The following is a 19,623-nucleotide window of genomic DNA, read 5'->3' as shown; positions in this document are numbered from 1 at the left end:
TTGCATCAATGTTTGTGATTAGTGTGTTAGCGATTATTATTCAGATGTTATTAACTGTGGATATTCGCTTGGTTTTAGGAGAGACAGCAACTGCTTTGGTAGGAGGAATCCTGTACGCCTCTATTATGGTGTACAATGGAATATGGGATAAATGTTTGCCAAAAAGTGCTACTATATGGCGAGATTTTTTCACCAGTGTGATATGTGCAGGAATTTTTACAGTCATCTATGGTGTATGCTTATTCAGAATGGGAGCTACAGAAACACAGATAACACGATTAGCATTGGGATTTCTGATTGGTATTACTATTGTGGCATTTATTATTCTTAGGCTCTTGGCATTTATTAATCGAAAAAGAAACCAGAATTCGTCAAATGTTCAGGAGAAAAAGGAAATTTCCCTATCTAAGGTAGAATGGATAAAAATTTATAATGCACAGAATATAGTAGAGACAGAACAACTTGTAGAAATGTTAAAGCAAAATGGAATAGTAGCTTTTTCTCAGGAAGCAGGTGCGAATGTTGCAATGCATGGGGCACCAGGATTTGGAATATATGGTGTGGATATATTTGTGAAAACCGATGATGCAGAGAAGGCAGTACAGTTGATCAAGGAGATTAATAACCAAGAATGAAGAAAATTTTTGACATTTTCACACATGCGTGCTAATATGATTATAGAAAAAGAGTGCTACCGATAGACGGTTAGTCCACATACTTAATTGATTAAAAATAACCGTTCAGTTTGCGAGGCTGGGGCGGTTATTTTTGTGTCTTGTTATTATCTTTGCCGAATGTGTATCCGGCACAAAAGCAGGTGATGCCGAAGCTCACGACTGCAATAAAGTCCACAATACTCATTGGCTTAGCCCTCCTTTCCAGTGGATTCTCTTTCGAGTTTCTATGTAATCAGAGGGTCACAGGTCTCCGTTTCACTTCGGTCGTTGCAAAACGAGTGCCACTGGCACTCTGCAACCCTCTGCTGAAGGACTAAACTAACCGCCTACCGTTATGATAGCACCCATGTTTCGATTATAACAGTCAAGGTGGGAATCTGCAACCGGAAAGTTGACAGCTCATGAAAATCTGGCTGTGATACTGTTATGATACTATTTCTGTTCGTTATTGGAAAATTTCTGTGTTAAAAGTTCATCTCGTTTATGGATTCGTGTCTCAAAATCCAGTTCTTCAGTTTCTTTATGGGTGACAGGTTTGGAAGTGTAGTATTCCAACGTCTGCTTTTTCCACATATCAAACATATCTTTGCCTGTGAAATAAGATTCCAGGCTTTCTCTGTTCTCCTGCAGATCAGCAAGAAAATTACACATATCTGCGTTTAAAGAATGTTCCGGATTATTTCCATAAAAGCGAAGTCCGGCATACCATTTCTGTGTTTCTGTTTCTATATCACTGGGAAGTTTATTATTTATATCCAGTTCATACCAGAGTTCATTGGATTCATGATTGATGAGAGACTGGAATCTGCTATCAAACAGACTGGTGCGAGAGTGCTTATTTTAGATCCGATTCAGGCATACCTTGGAGGAACAATGGATATGAACCGGGCAAATGAAGCAAGGGATATGACAAAAAGATTGAGCTTGCTGGCAGAAAAGTATAAATGTGCAATTTTATTAATCGGACACATGAATAAAGCTGGGGGAAATAAAGCTGCACATAGAGGAATGGGTTCGATTGACTTTTTTGCGGTAGCCAGAAGCGTATTACTGGTAGGAAGAATAGAGGGAGAATCGGATTTAAGAGCAGTGGTTCAGATTAAAAATAATCTGGCTGCATTTGGGCATTCCAAAGCATTTCACCTGACAGAAACAGGATTTGAGTGGATAGGTGACTATGAAATCACAGCAGATGAGGTGCTTGGTGGAATTGCCCCAAAGGTAAATAAACTGGAACTGGCAAAAACATCAGCTTCTGTGCAAAGCAGTGAAATCTTTGATAAGGCAGAAGAGTTGAACATTTCTAAAAGAACACTGGAAAATGCAAAAAAGGAGCTTGGAATTAAGGCAAGACGAATCGGTAATTCATGGTATTGGGATTTAGATAAAGTTAAGCCGGAATAAATTAAGGGTGCAACATTGCAGAGTATATAGAAAATGCGGAATTAAAATGCAAGGTTGCAATCTGTAAAGACATTGCAGTGTTGCGTCCTTACATAAATTGTAAGAAGGTGAGAACTTGAAAAACGTTATGATTCCAGAGGAGTTATTCGGAAAGATTATAAAATATCATTTACTGGATCAGGAACAGGAAGCAGATGATATAAGAAAAGGTCTAGAGAAAAAGCTGGATGCAATGGTAAATCGTGAGGTATACAGTAAATCCAAAACTGCACCAACAAAAGAAGAACTGAAGAATTAAAGGTACAGGATCAGATGAAGTGGGTTGGGTTAATGAATAATATAAAAGTTAGTGCAGAAGAGATTATATTGAAAAACATGGTATATGTGTGAGTGTGAGAGAAGAGATCGCTCTTTTACACTTTTGTATATATTAGAATAGCACTTTAGAAAGCACTATGGTATAATAAGGTGAAGGTAAATCGGAATTGCAGATTTAGAAAAATTTTGGGTATTTGAAAAAAGATTGTAACCCTTAAGAGGCGAGAGTAAATATGGTTTATAGGAAATCTTGTGCTGTTACACTTTCTTGACATTTTCATGACTGTTCTAAGGATATTTTTACATTTGCCTGAGCTATACTTTAGCCATACCGAACAACCGGTAAATAAAAAATCAGGAGGTACTAAAATGATGAACAGATTATTCAAAAGAGGAATGGTAATAGCACTTGCAGCAGCAATGACTACATCCGCAGGTATTCCTGCCATGGCTGCCCAGAAGGAGACACAGGAGGAGACAGTGACTACATCAGAGGTAACACAAACAAATGTAGATTATGGCTCTCTCACTCAGAAGGAGATTGAAGAGTTTAACTCCATTTATGACCGACTTGACGCTATCGACAAAGAGGTAATGAAAGATGCAGATGGTCTTTCTGATGAAGATATCTATGCCAGATACGATCAGTATCAGGATGAAACCGATACCCTCATGGATCGCCTTGAGGAGCTTGATAAAAAAGCCGGGTGGATCGACAACGAGGAATATGAATATTCCGAGGATGGGTATAATGCTCTGTACGATACAGGCAAACTCACCGCAGAGGAAGCAGAACAGCTTCAGAAAGCATATGAAAGAATCGAAGAAATTGATGCGGAAGTGTGGACGGACGATGATCTTTCAGACGATGAGATCGAAGCCCGCTATGCAAAGTATGATGACGAGATTACATCACTGAACGCACAGATTGAAACGCTTGAAAAGAAAGCGGGTTGGTATGAGGGATACTATGGAAATTTGAGCGAAGATGAAGTCAATCAGCTTAACAGTATTTACAATAAAATTGATGCAATCTATGACAATATTTATAACGGCTCTGATAACCTCTCTGACGAGGAATTTGCTTCTCGCTATGCGAAGTATTCAGATGAGATTGATGCTTTGGAGGCACAGGCAATCGCTCTTGAAGCGAAAGCAGGTGGAACTAAAATACAGACATACTGATTTTGAAAGATATAATATGGGGAATCTCACGGAATTTCTGAGGGACTCCCCTCATGTGGGATTAAAGATATGGCAAAAAAAATCTATTTGGCAGATGATGAACAGGATATACGAGAAATACTCACAGAATTTTTATCCAATGCCGGATATGAGGTAACAGCATACAAGAATGGTGATACACTCTTTTCTGTTTTTCAGGAGAAGCCCTGTGATCTTGTTATTCTTGATATTATGATGCCGGGTTCAGACGGTCTTTCCATATGTAAAAAGTTAAGGACAATATCATCAGTTCCTATTATTATTTTGACGGCAAAGGATTCAGAGTCTGACCATATGAAGGGATTTATGTATGGAGGGGATGACTATCTGATTAAGCCATTTTCGCCGTCACTTCTTGTTGTCCGGGTAAATGCGTTGTTCCGAAGAGTTGAAATGAATATACCGGTAAAGGCAGATATTTCCTTTGGTGATGTGTGTTTTTCATGGGAGAAGCATAATGCCATTGTGAAAGAGCATGATATTGGTCTGACTATGACAGAATTTTCGCTTCTGGGATGTCTTATGGAACATGGTGGAACGGCAATCCCCCGGAATGAAATTCTCGACAAAGTATGGGGAATAGATTCTACGGAGATAGAAACCAGAGTTGTCGATGAGACAGTAAGAAGAGTCAGGCAGAAAATGAAGACCGCAGGCAGCAAAGTTCGCATTAGTGCTGTCTGGGGCTATGGCTATAAACTGGAGGATTGTAATGAATAAGACACGTTATAAAATTGCCACACTTACAGGTTCCGCCGTTATGGCAGCCATGCTTTTGAGCCTGCTGATTCTGAACATAGTTTTTAATAAAAAAATAGAGCTGAGAGCTGAGAATGCAATTAAAAACGTTTTTACTTTGAATTCAGACGAATATTTGAATTACGAATCTGAAAATGATACGGGCTCTTTATATTATGCCTCACTTGTATATATGGGGGCAGATTCAGAAAACAGGGATGACATATATCAGATTCTGACACCCAAAGAGAAGAAACTTATTGACTGGTATGAAACACACCCGTCTGATGAAATGCAAAGGGCAAAAATTAACGAAGCAACTTATTATATGAAAGCCAGAACAGAGTATTACGAAGACAGCAATGAGAGATTACTTGCTTATGTGGATGTTACCGGCGAACCAGAACTCGTAAAAGAAATCAGTTTTGGTGTTTTGCTGGATGCTTTTGTCATTGCCGCTCTCGGTGCTGCCATTGGATATTTTCTCGGGAAAAAACTTGAACAAAATGACAAAGCTCAGAAGACCTTTTTTGAAAATACATCTCACGAATTAAAAACCCCGCTTATGGCAATTTGCGGATATGCGGAGGAGATTGAAATGGGAGTCATTACCGATTATTCTCAAGCGGGCAGAATGATAGTGTCTCAGACGGAGCGTATGAGTAAACTTATTGAGGATATCCTGTATTTATCAAAAATGGAAAGCGGTACGGAACCATTAAAGTGTGAACCAATAGAAATGGCATCACTGGTTCAAGATATTTTGATGCCGCTTGAAGGAATTGTGAACAGGCGAAACCTTTCAGTATCGTTAGAACTGGACGAAGGATATGTCAACGGAGACCCGGAGAAGCTGGAACACGCTGTTGCTAACCTGATAACTAATTCCGTAAAATATGCGTGTAGTCAAATCGAAATATCGTGGAAAAATCAAGTCCTTTCCATCTGGAACGATGGAGGAGAACTTAGCACAGAGGATTTTTCCCATATGTTTGAACGTTTTCATACGGGACAAAACGGAAACAGCGGAATAGGGCTTGCCCTCTCAAAAGAAATCGTTGAAATGCACGGATGGAAACTTAGTGCGAAAAATGACAGGCATGGCATATGTTTATCAATGGTATGCCACAGTTAATTTAGAAACAATCAGGTTTACAGCTTCCAGTTTGTTGAGATGTTGCAAAATTTGGAATCAGGAGAGAATAAGAATGATTAACAATTTAATGTACATAGAATTAAAAATGGGATATTCTGATGATGATCCGGCATGGATTGGATATGTCAAAACTTCAAAAAGTAGAATAAAAATTTTTTGACATTTCTGCATATGGCTTAGCCCTCCTTTCCAGTGGATTCTCTTTCGAGTTTCTATGTAATCAGAGGGTCACAGGTCTCCGTTTCACTTCGGTCGTTGCAAAACGAGTGCCGCTGGCACTCAGCAACCTCTGCTGAAGGACTAACCGCCTACCGTTATGATAGCACCCATGTTTCGATTATAACAGTCAAGGTGGGAATCTGCAACCGGAAAGTTGACAGCTCATGAAAAATCGGCTGTGATACCATGTTGATACTAAAAAATGAAGAGAATAGAAATATAGCTTGGAAAATCCGCAATACAGGACAATATAGACACGAAAATCATAGAAAATAATGAGATTTTAAGAACCTCACAAACGTAAGATACCCCGGAACCGTAAGGTTTCCGGGGTTTTTCTGTTTTCTATGTTCTTTTGTTATTTATGCTGCAGACACACCATTTTCACCTGTGCGTGTCTGGTTCTCTGCGCCGGAACGGCGGATCCCTGCAAAGATAGAGCCGGCAATATTATGCCATACACTGAAAATAGCACCTGGAAGTGTTGCCAGTGGATTGGCTGCAAAGTTAGCTGCTGCCAGAGAAACTGCCAGTCCGCTGTTTTGCATGCCGACTTCAATAGCTATAGCTGTTGTCCGTGTATATTCTACATGGAAAATTTTGGCTGCAAGGAGTCCAAGCATCATACCACAGAAATTGTGGATTGCAACAACACCAAGGACCAGAACTCCGCAGTTTAAGATTTTCTCTGCATTAACGGCCACGATTCCGCCAATGATCATAACAATGGCAACAACAGAGATCAATGGCATGACATCTGAAACTTTATCTACATGCTCTCCTGCAAGTGTACGAAGAAGGATTCCAAGAAGTACAGGAATCAGAATTACTTTTACAACAGACAGTACCATTGCCCAGAAGGATACTTCCACCCAGGCACCTGCCAGAATGTACACAAGAAATGGAGTCATAACAGGAGCAGCCAGAGTGGAAACAATTGTCATTCCTACTGAAAGTGCAACATCACCGCCTGCAATATAGGTGATCACATTGCTGGCTGTTCCACCAGGACAGCATCCCACAAGGATCACACCCAGAGCCAGATCTGCAGGAAGATTCATGACTTTGCACAATACCCAGGCCACGACTGGCATAATCGTATACTGTGCAACTGCGCCAATGATCACTTCCTTTGGTCTGGAAAAAATTGCACGGAAGTCTTCCAGACGTATGGTCAGTCCCATGCCAAACATGATCACACCCAGAAAAACAGACGTATAATTTGTCATCCATGCAAATCCATCCCTCCAGAAAAAGGCAAGGCATGAAAAGGCAATGATGATGATTCCAATATATCTGGATGCAAAACTGCTGATTTTTTCGATTTTCTTTAAAATATTTTCCATATATTATACCTCGTAGCTGAAGTTATCGATCAGTCTTGTTTTGCCAATATAGACAGCCATTGCTACGAGAACATTATGATCTGCTTTTTCCACAGGCTGCATGGTAAGTGCATCTACCATGGAAACGTAGTCGATTTTTGCCAGAGGCTCTTTTTCGATCACTGCACGCATTTTGCCGAGAAGTTCTTCTGCGGAAATGCCTGCGTGGATGATTTCCTGTCCGAGTTTTACGGATCTGGACAGACAGAGAGCAGCCTTTCTCTCTTCATCGCTTAAATATGTATTTCTGGAGGATTTTGCCAGTCCGTCCTCCTCACGGATGATTGGGCAGCCTACGATCTCTATATCAAAATTCAGATCCTGGACCATCTTGCGGATGATGGCAAGCTGCTGAGCATCCTTCTGTCCGAAATATGCTCTGTCCGGGGCTACAATATGAAACAGTTTGGTTACAACTGTGCACACACCCTTGAAATGGATAGGACGTGTTTTTCCACAAAGTGTTTCAGATAATGTATCGATACTTACAAATGCATGGGGATCATGATACATTTCAGAAGGTTCAGGGCAGAAGATCAGGTCTGCGCCAAGACTCTCACAGAGTTTACTGTCTCGCTCGAAATCTCTTGGATATGCCTCAAGATCCTCTGTCGGACCAAACTGTGTTGGATTGACAAAGTCAGACACAACTACAATGTCGTTCTGCTCTCTGCATTTTTTGATCAGACTTGCATGTCCCTCATGAAGAAATCCCATTGTTGGAACAAGACCTATAGTTTTACCTTCTTTTTTCCATGCTTTGATCTGTTTTTTTGTTTCTTCTACTGTTTTTGTTACCTGCATTGTTATCTCCTCTTTCTCGGTCAATGGACCGGTATCATAGATTTTGAGATAGCCTCTTTTCTGAATTCACTTTCATCTTATGATAGTCTCTAACCTGATATCAATGTTTTCAGGCCATGTCTTTCAGCAGACCATGTTTCTCATAATTGGTCACTCTGCTGATCTTATTCTCTTCATCTACAAATACAACTGCAGGCTTATGAGTACGTGCCTCTTCAGGCTCATACTCTGCGTAAGCCATGATGATAATCTTGTCACCTGTGCTTACACATCTTGCTGCTGCTCCATTCAGACAGATCATACCGCTTCCGCGTTTTCCGCAGATTGTGTATGTCTCGAATCGACTGCCGTTGTTCACATCTACAATCTGAACTTTCTCATATTCCAGTATTCCGGCAGCTTCCAGCAGTTCTTCATCCACAGTAATGCTTCCCACATAATCCAGTTCGGCCTGGACAACAGTTGCTCTGTGGATTTTTCCTTTTAACATTTCTATTGTCATCTTATATAGTCCTTTCCTGCGGGAAAAATCAGAGTCATGCAGCTCCATAAAAAGGAAATATACCTTTATGATCTGCAAAAAAAGCGCATCAGGATACACTTTGACCCTGAAACGCTTCTGATTGATTCCCTGTATATTGAGTCCTGTTTCTGATACATAAAATATGGCTTGTTATTCCATAGATTAGGGGAAATCTGATTTCCTGTATCATAAATACCGGCTCCTATCTTTTAAAATTACATACATCCTTCCGTTTCCGCTTTCGGGTTCCGGCTGGCTGTTTTTATATAAGATTCCAGTGATTTCAGCCAGAGTATAGTTTTGAGTCCAAATACTATCTCTGAGTGGTATTATTACATCTGGTCGGTTATTTGTCAATAAATTGTTTATCTACTGTTCACATACAACTATCCCAAATCCCGAGACGATAAAACATAATTGATTTCTGACAGACAGTTTGCTAGAATATATCTATGAAAAGAGAGTAGTGTGCCGGGCGGATTCGGTTAAATAAGAAATGGAATAAAGTATATTATGGATAATTATGAAAAACAGGTATATACGGGAAGAAAGTTGTTTCTAAAGTATGATCAGGATAAGCTGATAGAGAAATATGGATTGAAACATGATGAAGAATATCTGTATTTGAAATATATCGGAACAGAATATCGGATCGATCGCGGAAATGGTGCCATTGAATATGTTGCGGATGATGAATGGACGGATTGCAGAGAATATACAATTGTTATGACAATTTATGATTTTCTCTGTTGCTCCGGACAGGAAGTACTGCCGCCTTTGACCGGGCAGTGGCAGCCTGTGAGCAGGTTTGTAACTGCCGGAAGCAGTCCGTCAACAGCCCCCTTTGTGGAAAAGTATGCAAAAGCATTTTCAGGAAAAGTGGAAGAGGTAAAGCAGGCCTGCACCTGTCTGGGGGGAAAGCAGACGGAGCGTTTGGCAGGGGCGGATCTGACATTTGAAATGCCTGTTCTTCCGGGTTTTTCTGTGTTGCTTCAGTTCTGGGATGGGGATGAAGAATTCCTGCCAAAGATTTTACTGTTGTGGGATAAGGTATCGTTATCATATCTTCATTTTGAGACAACCTATTATCTTCAGGGAGATCTTCTGAAGACTATACTGCAGACCATCGGCTGAATACATTGCAGCCGGTCATTTGGAGGGCGGTACGCAGTATCTGAAAGCTGAACACAAAAGAGGGAAAGAACCGGATGAACTTGTCACTGCGAGAATTGAAGTGGGGGATCAGATGGAGCTGTTGTTTTAAGAATATGGAATAATCAATCTATAGCAATCCTCGTAAATAATGCATTTAAGAGGATTGCTATAAGTACAAATGAGCAGAAAACAGTAATGTCAATGTTGCGTGGAATTCGGAAGTAGGAGAACAGTTCGAATATATAATCGGCTGTTCTTTTTTTAGCGTTAAAGCGGCGAGGTTTTTCTTGTGTACAGTGGAATGTAGGAGTATAATGAAATCAATATTTTGCACAAATTTACAATCTGTAATAGAACGACGATCGGCAAAGCAGATGAAAGTCTGTGACGCAAAGCTACAGGGCCTGTAAAATGGCAGCCAGTTGCATGAAATGATGTGCGCTGTCTGTGAGACGGTGTTTTTTTATGTTATAGGAAATTACTCCGTAATGTTCCTATAACATAAAAAAGCCCTCCGGGCAGGATCGCACTGCGACGGAGGGGAATTATGTCGCTGAAGCGACCCTTCGCAGGCGAAGAATCCTGCAAGCAGGGATGTTATTTCATAAACGGAACCATAATGATTTTATCGGAGAAGAGAGAAAAATATGAAAATCAAAAAAGTACAAAGTGCATGTCTTATTTTGGCATGTATAGCGGCAACAGGACTTATAGGGTGTGGGAAAACAGATGAAACACCAAAGAAGCACGAAGCAATTACTTTTATGGCTCCTTATCTGGAAGTGGACAATTTTATAGAAGAAGTGCATAAAACATATCCAGAGATTGAGCTTGAAGTAGTCCCGTACAGCGGAGCAAATACAACAACCTGTCTGCAGAATATGTTAGAGGCAGATGATCTTCCGGACATCTGCACACAGACTTTTTATAAGCCAGATGTGGTGGATGTCAGTGATAAGATGATTGATCTCTCAGGATACGATTTTACAGATAATTATGTGGAATCACGTCTGAAAGATGTATCCGATGAGGGTGCACTTTATATGCTTCCATCTTTGTACAACTGTTATGGAATCACCTATAATAAAACACTGCTTGAGAAGCATGGCTGGAAGCTGCCAACATCTTTTACAGAGCTTGAAGAACTTGCAGACAAGGCAAAAGAAGCAGGAGTTACGTTATGTATGGCACAGATTCAGTATCCTGGTTCAGCCTTCCAGTATATATGTAATATTGCGGATGCGGGATTCCTTGGTACTATGTCTGGAAAGCAGTGGCAGAAAGATTACCTGTCAGGAAAGGCAAATGTCAGTGACACGGAAGGCATGATGGACAGCATGGAATATATCCAGAAATGGAAAAATCTCGGTATGCTTGACTGCAGCAACAGTGATCCGGTAGATGATAGTAAAACAAGAGAAGCTTTTATAAAGGGAAATTCACTGTTTCTATTGGGACCACAGAATGGCATTATGGAATCAGAAGATACAACGGACAAATTTGGTCTGATGCCATACCTGTCTGAAGATGGAAGCAAGAATGTATTTATTTTAAATGTAAACCGTTTTTATGGATTGAATAAAAAGCTGGAGAATGATCCTGAGAAACTTGAAGATGCATTAAAAGTCATGAAGGTGCTGTCTACGGTAGAAGGAACCAGTGCCCTGTATCCGGACAGTACATTAAAAGCAGGACTGCTTCCTTTCAAAGATGCAAAGGCAGATGACACCTTCTATGCAGATATTTCGGATTTTATCAATGCAGGGAATACGACACCGTTTATTTATTCCGGATGGGAAAATACGATTGTAAATACCGGAACCAAAATGCAGGAATTCATGCAGGATAAGGCATCAATAAAGGATGTGGCAGATCAGCTGGATGAGGATCAGGACAGCGTGGTAAATAATCAGCCGGAAGTGATCACAACAGCTACAGAGGAAATTTCACAGGAAAGTTGTGCAAAGCTGGTGGGCAGATGCTTTGCCGAGGCAACCGGAAGTGACGTTGCTCTTATATCCCTTGGAACATGGATCAGTGGAAATGGTACGAACCAGAACAATGATGGTGTGAGCGGAAAACTGTATGCAAAGAATATTACAGACTATGATGTATGTATCATTCTTCCGACTGGCTGGTCACAGACGATTAAAACAATCAGGCTGACAGGAAAACAGATTCAGGCATTGTATGAAGAAGGTTATGATGCAGTTGGTACAGGCAAGAATTATCCATATATGTTGGTAAATCCTGAAGATATGGAACTGGAGGATGGAAAGACTTATCAGGTTGCAATTTCCGGAATCAGTGAAAAACTGGCATCGGAAACGGAAGTGACAGACAGTGGTATTGTAGGTATGGATGCGGCAAAAGAGTTTTTTGGGCAATTTAAGACTTTAAGTGAAGCAGACGCTCAATGGAAATAAGCGGAGGGGAAGGATGCAGAAGGCAAAGAGTTACCGGAACTTAATATGGGGTTGTTGTATGACTGGTATAGCGATGTTTTTTGCATTCTTTTTCCTGTATCATACTTATATCCAGGATATTATCTATGAAGAACGATTAAACCAGATGGAAGAGATTACCCGTCAGATGTTTCAAAATCTGGAGGATGTGATCGATTCCCACTGGGATCGGGTAACGGAAGAATGTAATTATCTGAGAGATGCAAACATACAGACTACAGATGAACTCTGCAGACATATGAAAAAGAAATATGAATTATCAGCATATGCAGATCATAAGATCACGTTGATGGCCGTGGATTCAGAAGGCGGATATTATACAGAATCCGGAAAAAGGGGACTTTTCCGGGATCTGGATTATTTTGAAGAAAGTCCTGAAAAGACCAGTTTTGTTTTTGATTCCATGACAGACAATCAGTCAAAGATGGTATTTCTGAATCGTCTGCCGGAGCCCATATATCTTCAAAACGGAGAAAAGAAAACTTCAATTCTTTATTTTGGAATTGCCCAGGACATGGAACAGTTGAATCCATATTTTAACTGCGAAGCTTATAACGGAAACAACAGTGTGTATGTACTGGATGATAATGGATCTAAACTGTTCAACAGCAATCAGGTGGAACTGATCAAGGGCCATAATGTATTTTCTGTTTTACAGAATATGAAGTATCTTCACAATTCTTCCTTTGAGAAAACAAAGGCGGAACTGGAAGAAAAAGGCTGCAGTTATTCTAATGCAGTTCTGGATGGAACAGAATATTTTTACGGATTAAAAAGAATGGAAAATGCCGAATGGACACTTATCTTTCTGGTTCCGGCAGAATATGTTGCTACGAATACATTAAAACTTGTCAATTTTGTTATGGTATTTATTGTTATCTTTACGGTTATCGTAGCTGTCTGTGTTATGCTGGGGATTTCCTTTGTCATGTACAGAAACCAGCAGGAAGCGATTCGCGTGGAGCGGGAAAATAATGCCAAACTGGAAACAGTGAATACAAAGCTGCGGCAGGCAAAACAGGCAGCGGAGGATGCTTTTCAGGTGGCACAGGAGGCGAACAGATCAAAGAGCAGTTTTCTTGCCAATATGTCTCACGATATACGTACTCCTATGAATGCGATCATTGGTATTACGTCCTTGATCAGACATGATGCCGGTGATAAAGGCAAGGTAATAGAGTATGCGGATAAAATTGACACTTCCTCACAGCATCTGTTGGGGATTATTAATGAGGTTCTGGATATGAGTAAGATTGAGGCAGGAAAAACTGTCTTCAAGTATTCTGATTTTTCTATTCCGGATTTCATACAGGAGCTTGATACTATATTTCGTTCTCAGATATATGAAAAGAAGCAGACTCTTACAATTACAAAAGAAAACATCCGGCATGAGTGGGTGAATGGGGATCAGGTTCATCTGATGCAGATTTTCAGCAATCTGCTGTCTAATGCAATAAAATATACACAGGAAGGCGGAGAAATTCAGCTTCTGGCAGAGGAATGTGAATCAAATTCATCTGTTTATGCAAAGTATCGTTTTTTAGTTTGCGATAATGGTATGGGAATGTCGGCAGATTTCAAGGACAGGATTTTTGATGCCTTTACCCGTGCAGAAAATTCTCTGACAAATAAGATACAGGGAACCGGTCTTGGAATGGCAATCACCAAAAATCTGGTTGACTTGATGGGCGGAACCATTGATGTAGAAAGTGAACCGGGACAGGGCAGCTGTTTTGAGGTTTTTATGGATCTGAAAATCGCAGAAGAAAGATCTGCTTCTCCGGCTTCACAGGCAGAAACAGAAGAGCAGGATGGCAATATCCTGAAAGGAATGAGATTCCTATGTGCAGAGGACAATGAACTGAATGCGGAGATTCTGACGGAACTGTTAAAGATTGAGGGCGCAGAGTGTACAATCTGTGAAAATGGTAAAAGGGCTCTGGAGACATTTGAACAGTCTGTTCCTGGTGACTATGATATGATCCTGATGGATATACAGATGCCTGTCATGAACGGCTATGAGGCGACGAAGGCAATCCGCAGAAGCTCCCATGAGCTGGCAAAGACAATTCCGATTATTGCCATGACCGCCAATGCATTCTCAGAGGATATTCAGCATTCTCTGACGGCTGGTATGAATGCCCATATTTCAAAACCGGTTGATATGAAGACGCTGGAAAAGACAATAAGAAGCATAAAATCCGGCGGCGGGGGGGGGGTACCGAAACGCAGGTCATTGCTCAGTAACCATTAAATAATAAACCCGTACTCTAAAGAATAATAAGAAAGCAAATATCCCAATCGTTGCCATGACCGCAAATGTATTTGAGGAAGATAAAGAGAAGTCATTTAAAGCCGGTATGAATGCACATATTACGAAACCAATTGGTACAATTATAGAATCAAATCAGACGATGGAGGAATGTCTATGTCGCTGATACAGGATATGAAAAAACATAAGAATCTGACGGAACGGGAACAGGATATCCGGAAGTATATTCTGGAACATCCGGAAAAGATTGAAGAGATGTCATCCAGAGAACTTGGTCATGCCACATTTGCCAGTGCGGCGTCGGTGACAAGATTCTGTCAGAAATTAGGAACGAAGGGATTCCCGGAATTCAAACTGCAGCTGGTCAGGGAATTACAATATGAAACGATTGAGGAAGAAGAAGTCATAACGATGTCTGAACGTGAGAACGTTGTAACGATGGTGAGAAAGGCAACACAGGTTCAGAGGCAGGCAATTGAAGAAACAAAGAAGGAATTGTCGTATAGTCATTTGGTAAAGATCGGCCGTATGATCGCAGATGCATCGTGCGTGGACTTTTACGTATATGATATGAATGTGTATCTGGCAGATTATGGATGTTCACTTTTCTTCCATGCAGGAAAAGTGGCGAATGTCCATTCCGCGACGAATATTCAGGGACTGCATGCAGCAATGCCGGCAGATGGGCATGTAGCGATTCTGATCAGTCATACGGGGAAAAATGAACGACTGGCAGAGATTGCCGGAATGCTGCGAAAGGGCGGTACGAAAGTTATCGTAATCTCTGCAGTGCGTGACGGGATTGTATCAAAACAGGCGGATGAGTTCCTGTATGCAGCAGGTTCTGAGAAAGTAGAAGAGTTCTGGAGTTCAATGTTCTTTGCTTCGGGAAAATATCTGCTGGATATCTTATATGGCATGGAATTCAGCAGGAAATACGATGAGAATCTTGCATTGAATAATAAATATGAGAAGTCGGGCAAAAAGTTGTTATGGTAAATGTTCTGGATCAATGTCGGGAAGTGATACCGGAAATGTAAATTTTGATATAGGCAGATTTCGCAAAGACATGTTGTGCAATATATACAAAAACAACATGTCTTTTTTTACGCCTGAAACATTGTTTCGAGAAAGATAAAAAACAAAAAGAAAAATATGAAACGATTTAACAGAATAAAGCAAAAGAATTGTAAGAAAACGATAAATTATTTATAGTGTACTTGTCAGATAGAAAGAGAGATACATGCATGTAAAAACTCTTAAACAAACATACAGAGGTATACAGATTCCGGAGGATACAGGGATCAGAAAAAGGAAAAGGAGAGTTTCATATGGCAAAGGTAAGAGATTATCATAAGCTTGCCCTGGATATCATCGATGTCGTGGGCGGACAGAAGAATATTGTAAATGCCACAAGATGTGCGACAAGACTCCGTCTGGTATTAAAAGAGACGCCGGAAGGAGCAAAAGAAAAAGTATCTGCACTGGCAGGAGTTATCACGGTTGTGGAAAATAACGGACAGTTCCAGGTTGTAATCGGAACTCATGTTGGAGAAGTCTATGATTCGGTTGCAGAAGCCCTGCATCTGGATGCATCTGCACAGGAAATCGAACAGCCTAAGCAGAACATTGTTAACCGTATTATCGCAACGATGTCTGCAGTATTTGCACCATTCGTATACATTCTTGCAGCAGCAGGTCTGTTGCAGGGAGCCTTGATTCTGATCACGATGGCGGCACCTTCATTTGCAGAGACAGGAACTTATGAAGTGCTGAACTTCATGTCATGGACGCCATTTACATTTTTACCAATCTTCATTGCGATCACTGCATCAAAGCATTTTAAATGTAATACATACATTGCAATCTTATGCTGCTGTGCACTGGTTAACCAGTCATGGGCAGATATCGCAGCAAGAATCGCAGATGGTGATGTGGTAAGATTCTTAGGTGTGAAGTTATCAGAGACAACTTATACATCTACCGTACTTCCACCACTGCTTCTGGTATGGGTACTTTCTTATCTGGAGCATTTTATCGAAAAGAAACTTCCGGATGCAGCCAAGCCGCTTTTGACACCACTGATCTGTTTTGTGGTCATGGTTCCGGCAACGATCATGGTAATCGGACCTGCATCTGCGATTACAGCAAATGCAATTGCGAATGGTTACAATGCATTAGTAGCTTTTGCACCGGCACTGGCAGGAGCGATCATCGGTGGATTATGGCAGGTAGTCGTTATCTTTGGCGTGCACTGGGGAATTACACCGGTCGTACTTGCCAACTTCGATATGAATGGCTGTGATACATTCCAGGCATTCCAGACAATCGCTGTTGTGGCACAGGTAGCTGCAGCATTCGGAGTATTTATCAAATCCAGAAATAAAGAATTTAAAGGTGTGGCACTTTCAGCCGGAGTAACAGGAATCTTCGGTATTACAGAGCCTACCATCTATGGAGTAACATTAAGACTTAAGAAACCATTTATCTGCGGATGTGCAGGCGGTGCAGTCGGAGCAGTTGTAATGAGTTTCTTCCATTCTGCATACTACGCATATGCCGGACTTCCGGGACTTCTGACAATCGTAAATGCAATCAGCAAAGATGCACCGATGTCCTTTATCGGGGAGGCACTGGCATGCGTGATTGCTTTTGTGATCACGATCGTGGCAATTCAGATTGTCGGATTTGACGATCCGGTTGATGAAGCAGAAGAAAGTGAAGAAGAAACAAAAAAAATTACAGGGACAGAGATGCTTTCCGGTGAAAAACAGGAGCAGAAGGAACAGACAGCAGAGATCAAAAAGATTGAGAGCCCACTTGCAGGAACAGTCATTCCGTTAAGCGAAGTACACGATGAGGTATTTGCAAGTGAGATGATGGGAAAAGGATGTGCGGTCATTCCGGAAGAAGGAAAGGTTTATGCGCCGTTCGATGGTAAAGTTGTCGGATTATTAGACAGCCATCATGCAGTTGGAATGGAAAGTACAGACGGAGTAGAAATTCTGATTCATGTAGGTATGGATACTGTAAAACTGAATGGAAGATGCTTTACCATCCATGTAGAAGAAGGTGAGCAGGTGAAAAAAGGACAGCTTCTTCTGGAATTTGATATTCCGGGAATCAAAGAAGCCGGATATGAAGTGACTACACCGATTGTTGTTACAAACAGTGACGAATTCAATGATGTAGAGATGAAGGCAGAAGGACAGGTAACTGTCGGAGTGGAGCTTCTTGAACTATCTTAAAAAATATAGAAAAAAGAGTGCGGAAATCTTTGAAAAGATTTCCGCATGAAGTGCAGGAGGAAGAATTATGGCATTACCAGATACATTTTTATGGGGCGGCGCGGTAGCTGCCAACCAGTTAGAAGGCGGATGGAACGAAGGTGGAAAAGGCCCAAGTGTCATTGATGTTATGACTGGCGGAAGCGCAACAAAGATGCGTGAGATTACAGACGGAGTAGTAGAAGGAAAGTATTATCCGAACCATGTGGCAGTGGATTTCTATCATGAATACAAAGGAGACATTGCTCTGATGGCTGAGATGGGATTCAAGTGTTTCAGAACAAGTATTGCATGGACACGTATTTTCCCAAATGGTGATGAGGCAGAGCCGAATGAAGAAGGTCTTAAATTTTACGATGATATGTTTGATGAATTGTTAAAATACGGTATCGAGCCGGTTATCACATTAAGCCACTTTGAGATGCCGTATCATCTGGCTAAGGAATACGGCGGATGGATCAACCGTAAGGTGATAGATTTCTTTGTACGTTATGCAGTAACCGTTATGGAACGTTATAAAGATAAGGTAAAATACTGGATGACATTTAACGAGATCAATAACCAGAGTAATACATCGGCAGACATCTTTGGATGGACAAATTCAGGAGTGCGTTTCTCGGAATATGATAATAAGAAGAAAGCCCTGTATCAGGCAGCACATCATGAACTGGTGGCAAGTGCACTGGTGGTGAAGAAAGGCCATGAGATCAATCCGGACTTCCAGATCGGATGTATGTGTTCATTCGTACCGTTTTATCCTTATTCCTGCAACCCGGATGATATTATGGTTGCAACAGAGTGTATGCATGAGAGATATTATTTCTCAGATGTACATATCCGCGGCCATTATTCGGCATTCGCAAAGAAGGAATGGGAAAGAGAAGGTACAAAACCAGTGATGGAGTCTGGGGATGAAGAGATTCTGGCAGAAGGAAAATGTGATTACCTTGGATTCAGTTACTATATGACCAATGCAGTGAAAGCAGATGTTCAGAAAGATACTGCAGAATCCCTGGACGGAAGTTCTCCAAATTCAATTGCCAATCCATATGTAAAGGCAAGTGACTGGGGCTGGCAGATTGACCCGGTGGGACTGCGTTATGCACTGGTTACTTTATATGAACGTTATGAAGTACCTTTATTTATAGTAGAAAATGGATTCGGAGCAATTGATATTCTGAAGGAAGATCATACCTGTGATGACGATTACCGTATCGAATATCTGAAAGAACATATTACTGAGATGAAGAAAGCGGTAGAGATTGATGGCGTAGATTTGATGGGATATACTCCATGGGGATGTATCGATCTGGTATCATTTACAACAGGTGAATTAAAGAAACGTTATGGTTTTATCTATGTTGATAAGAATGATGATGGAACCGGAAGTGGTAAGAGATATAAGAAGAAATCCTTTGGCTGGTATCAGAATGTGATCCGGACGAACGGAGAAGAGCTTTAATCAGTTATAATATAAAAAGAAGATGAGGACTGTTATTTACATATGCAGATGTAAAATAACGGTCCTTTATTGAAAACTAATAATAACTTAAAAACTTGATTTTAACAAATACTAAGTTAAAATGAAATAAATTAAGTTAAAAGGAGAATGAGAAATATGCTCACAAGCGTATTCGGGATTTCTATAAAATATGAAGCATGGAATCAACAGGATTCTTTGCCTGTTTATATTGCAGGGAGTTATGATTTTTGCACAGCATATACAGTATCTGGTACGTTGTAGCTGTAATAGCTGTGGGTATGTTGGCAGTGTCTTTGACCAAAGGAATATTGCATTATAAAGTCAAACAGGTAGTGTAAGTATCCGCAGTCATAGTTATTATTTGTAGAAGAAAAGTCGATAATCAGCTACATGGTGTCCAAACGTAAGATATCCCGCAACAGTAAGGTTTCTGGAGGTTTTTCTGTTGAGAAAATGAAAATGAAAAATCGCATATAGAAATAGAATTCCCAAAAGAATTATGATAAAATAAAA

16 protein-coding genes, 1 pseudogene and 1 riboswitch are annotated in these 19,623 nt (G+C 40.7%); of the genes and pseudogenes, 13 read left to right on the top strand and 4 right to left on the bottom strand.

Annotation, left to right across the window (positions count from 1 at the left end; genetic code table 11):
- Positions 1-635 (top strand): putative signal transducing protein (locus LI074_RS04890; RefSeq protein WP_243868833.1); only part of this gene is annotated, 635 nt, incomplete at its 5' end.
- Between the two features lie 474 nt (positions 636-1,109).
- Here the strand turns inward: LI074_RS04890 and LI074_RS04885 are convergent.
- Positions 1,110-1,328 carry a hypothetical protein gene (locus LI074_RS04885; RefSeq protein WP_173698283.1) on the bottom strand — a complete coding sequence of 73 codons (219 nt, stop codon included), beginning with the start codon at positions 1,326-1,328 and terminating at the stop codon, positions 1,110-1,112.
- Between the two features lie 132 nt (positions 1,329-1,460).
- On the opposite strand from LI074_RS04885, the pseudogene LI074_RS04880 reads away from it, so the two are divergent.
- The 6 genes and pseudogenes from LI074_RS04880 to LI074_RS04855 form a co-directional block, all read left to right on the top strand.
- Positions 1,461-2,081: pseudogene (locus LI074_RS04880) on the top strand (AAA family ATPase); the annotation flags it as partial.
- 115 nt (positions 2,082-2,196) lie between these two features.
- Positions 2,197-2,379: a hypothetical protein gene (locus tag LI074_RS04875; protein ID WP_055152723.1), complete on the top strand. Its 183-nt coding sequence runs from the start codon at positions 2,197-2,199 to the stop codon at positions 2,377-2,379.
- A 14-nt stretch (positions 2,380-2,393) separates the two neighbouring features.
- Positions 2,394-2,471, top strand: coding sequence for a hypothetical protein (locus tag LI074_RS04870; RefSeq protein ID WP_334291871.1), 78 nt, complete (start codon positions 2,394-2,396; stop codon positions 2,469-2,471).
- A 297-nt stretch (positions 2,472-2,768) separates the two neighbouring features.
- A complete protein-coding gene (locus LI074_RS04865) occupies positions 2,769-3,584 on the top strand; it encodes a hypothetical protein (RefSeq protein WP_055152721.1) in 816 nt (271 codons plus the stop codon).
- Between the two features lie 69 nt (positions 3,585-3,653).
- The gene (locus LI074_RS04860) at positions 3,654-4,343 is read left to right on the top strand and encodes a response regulator transcription factor (protein WP_055152719.1); all 690 of its coding nucleotides are present in this window, start codon (positions 3,654-3,656) and stop codon (positions 4,341-4,343) included.
- Between the two features lie 40 nt (positions 4,344-4,383).
- Positions 4,384-5,496, top strand: coding sequence for a sensor histidine kinase (locus tag LI074_RS04855; protein ID WP_173684008.1), 1,113 nt, complete (start codon positions 4,384-4,386; stop codon positions 5,494-5,496).
- 602 nt (positions 5,497-6,098) lie between these two features.
- Here LI074_RS04855 and LI074_RS04850 read toward each other — a convergent pair.
- The 3 genes from LI074_RS04850 to panD form a co-directional block, all read right to left on the bottom strand.
- Positions 6,099-7,082 (bottom strand): bile acid:sodium symporter family protein, encoded by a 984-nt coding sequence (locus tag LI074_RS04850; protein WP_173684007.1) that lies wholly within the window; start codon positions 7,080-7,082, stop codon positions 6,099-6,101.
- A 3-nt stretch (positions 7,083-7,085) separates the two neighbouring features.
- Entirely contained in the window at positions 7,086-7,925 is an 840-nt protein-coding gene (gene panC, locus LI074_RS04845; protein ID WP_173684006.1) for a pantoate--beta-alanine ligase, read from the bottom strand.
- Positions 7,926-8,034: 109 nt separating this feature from the next.
- Positions 8,035-8,427, bottom strand: a complete 393-nt coding sequence (panD, locus tag LI074_RS04840; RefSeq protein ID WP_173698282.1) for an aspartate 1-decarboxylase — start codon at positions 8,425-8,427, stop codon at positions 8,035-8,037.
- A 534-nt stretch (positions 8,428-8,961) separates the two neighbouring features.
- Between panD and LI074_RS04835 the strand changes: the two genes are divergently transcribed.
- The 6 genes from LI074_RS04835 (at position 8,962) to LI074_RS04810 (ending at position 19,089) form a co-directional block, all read left to right on the top strand.
- Complete coding sequence (locus tag LI074_RS04835) at positions 8,962-9,582, top strand: DUF3786 domain-containing protein (protein WP_173684004.1); 621 nt, start codon at positions 8,962-8,964, stop codon at positions 9,580-9,582.
- Positions 9,583-9,957: 375 nt separating this feature from the next.
- A riboswitch (cyclic di-GMP riboswitch) is annotated at positions 9,958-10,033 on the top strand.
- 217 nt (positions 10,034-10,250) lie between these two features.
- A complete protein-coding gene (locus tag LI074_RS04830) occupies positions 10,251-12,029 on the top strand; it encodes an ABC transporter substrate-binding protein (protein ID WP_055058322.1) in 1,779 nt (592 codons plus the stop codon).
- A gap of 58 nt (positions 12,030-12,087) precedes the next feature.
- Positions 12,088-14,322, top strand: coding sequence for an ATP-binding protein (locus tag LI074_RS04825; RefSeq protein ID WP_243868832.1), 2,235 nt, complete (start codon positions 12,088-12,090; stop codon positions 14,320-14,322).
- 174 nt (positions 14,323-14,496) lie between these two features.
- A complete protein-coding gene (locus LI074_RS04820; RefSeq protein ID WP_029677143.1) occupies positions 14,497-15,339 on the top strand; it encodes a MurR/RpiR family transcriptional regulator in 843 nt (280 codons plus the stop codon).
- A 332-nt stretch (positions 15,340-15,671) separates the two neighbouring features.
- The gene (locus LI074_RS04815; RefSeq protein ID WP_025580245.1) at positions 15,672-17,588 is read left to right on the top strand and encodes a beta-glucoside-specific PTS transporter subunit IIABC; all 1,917 of its coding nucleotides are present in this window, start codon (positions 15,672-15,674) and stop codon (positions 17,586-17,588) included.
- Between the two features lie 67 nt (positions 17,589-17,655).
- Entirely contained in the window at positions 17,656-19,089 is a 1,434-nt protein-coding gene (locus LI074_RS04810; RefSeq protein ID WP_025580246.1) for a 6-phospho-beta-glucosidase, read from the top strand.
- Positions 19,090-19,623: the final 534 nt, after the last annotated feature.

Source organism: Blautia sp. MSK18_10 (assembly GCF_020553185.1).
GTDB lineage: Bacteria > Bacillota > Clostridia > Lachnospirales > Lachnospiraceae > Blautia_A > Blautia_A wexlerae.
The sequence above is the reverse complement of the archived record's forward strand: the minus strand, read 5'-3'. Positions and strand labels throughout refer to the sequence as shown.

Bases quoted from the DNA above. Each gene is read 5' to 3' on its own strand.
- LI074_RS04850 (WP_173684007.1), bottom strand. From the start codon at position 7,082: ATGGAAAATATTTTAAAGAAAATCGAAAAAATCAGCAGTTTTGCATCC.
- LI074_RS04865 (WP_055152721.1), top strand. From the start codon at position 2,769: ATGATGAACAGATTATTCAAAAGAGGAATGGTAATAGCACTTGCAGCA.
- LI074_RS04870 (WP_334291871.1), top strand. From the start codon at position 2,394: ATGAAGTGGGTTGGGTTAATGAATAATATAAAAGTTAGTGCAGAAGAG.
- LI074_RS04830 (WP_055058322.1), top strand. From the start codon at position 10,251: ATGAAAATCAAAAAAGTACAAAGTGCATGTCTTATTTTGGCATGTATA.
- panD (WP_173698282.1), bottom strand. From the start codon at position 8,427: ATGACAATAGAAATGTTAAAAGGAAAAATCCACAGAGCAACTGTTGTC.
- panC (WP_173684006.1), bottom strand. From the start codon at position 7,925: ATGCAGGTAACAAAAACAGTAGAAGAAACAAAAAAACAGATCAAAGCA.
- LI074_RS04885 (WP_173698283.1), bottom strand. From the start codon at position 1,328: ATGTGTAATTTTCTTGCTGATCTGCAGGAGAACAGAGAAAGCCTGGAA.
- LI074_RS04825 (WP_243868832.1), top strand. From the start codon at position 12,088: ATGACTGGTATAGCGATGTTTTTTGCATTCTTTTTCCTGTATCATACT.
- LI074_RS04855 (WP_173684008.1), top strand. From the start codon at position 4,384: ATGGCAGCCATGCTTTTGAGCCTGCTGATTCTGAACATAGTTTTTAAT.
- LI074_RS04815 (WP_025580245.1), top strand. From the start codon at position 15,672: ATGGCAAAGGTAAGAGATTATCATAAGCTTGCCCTGGATATCATCGAT.
- LI074_RS04835 (WP_173684004.1), top strand. From the start codon at position 8,962: ATGGATAATTATGAAAAACAGGTATATACGGGAAGAAAGTTGTTTCTA.
- LI074_RS04810 (WP_025580246.1), top strand. From the start codon at position 17,656: ATGGCATTACCAGATACATTTTTATGGGGCGGCGCGGTAGCTGCCAAC.
- LI074_RS04860 (WP_055152719.1), top strand. From the start codon at position 3,654: ATGGCAAAAAAAATCTATTTGGCAGATGATGAACAGGATATACGAGAA.
- LI074_RS04820 (WP_029677143.1), top strand. From the start codon at position 14,497: ATGTCGCTGATACAGGATATGAAAAAACATAAGAATCTGACGGAACGG.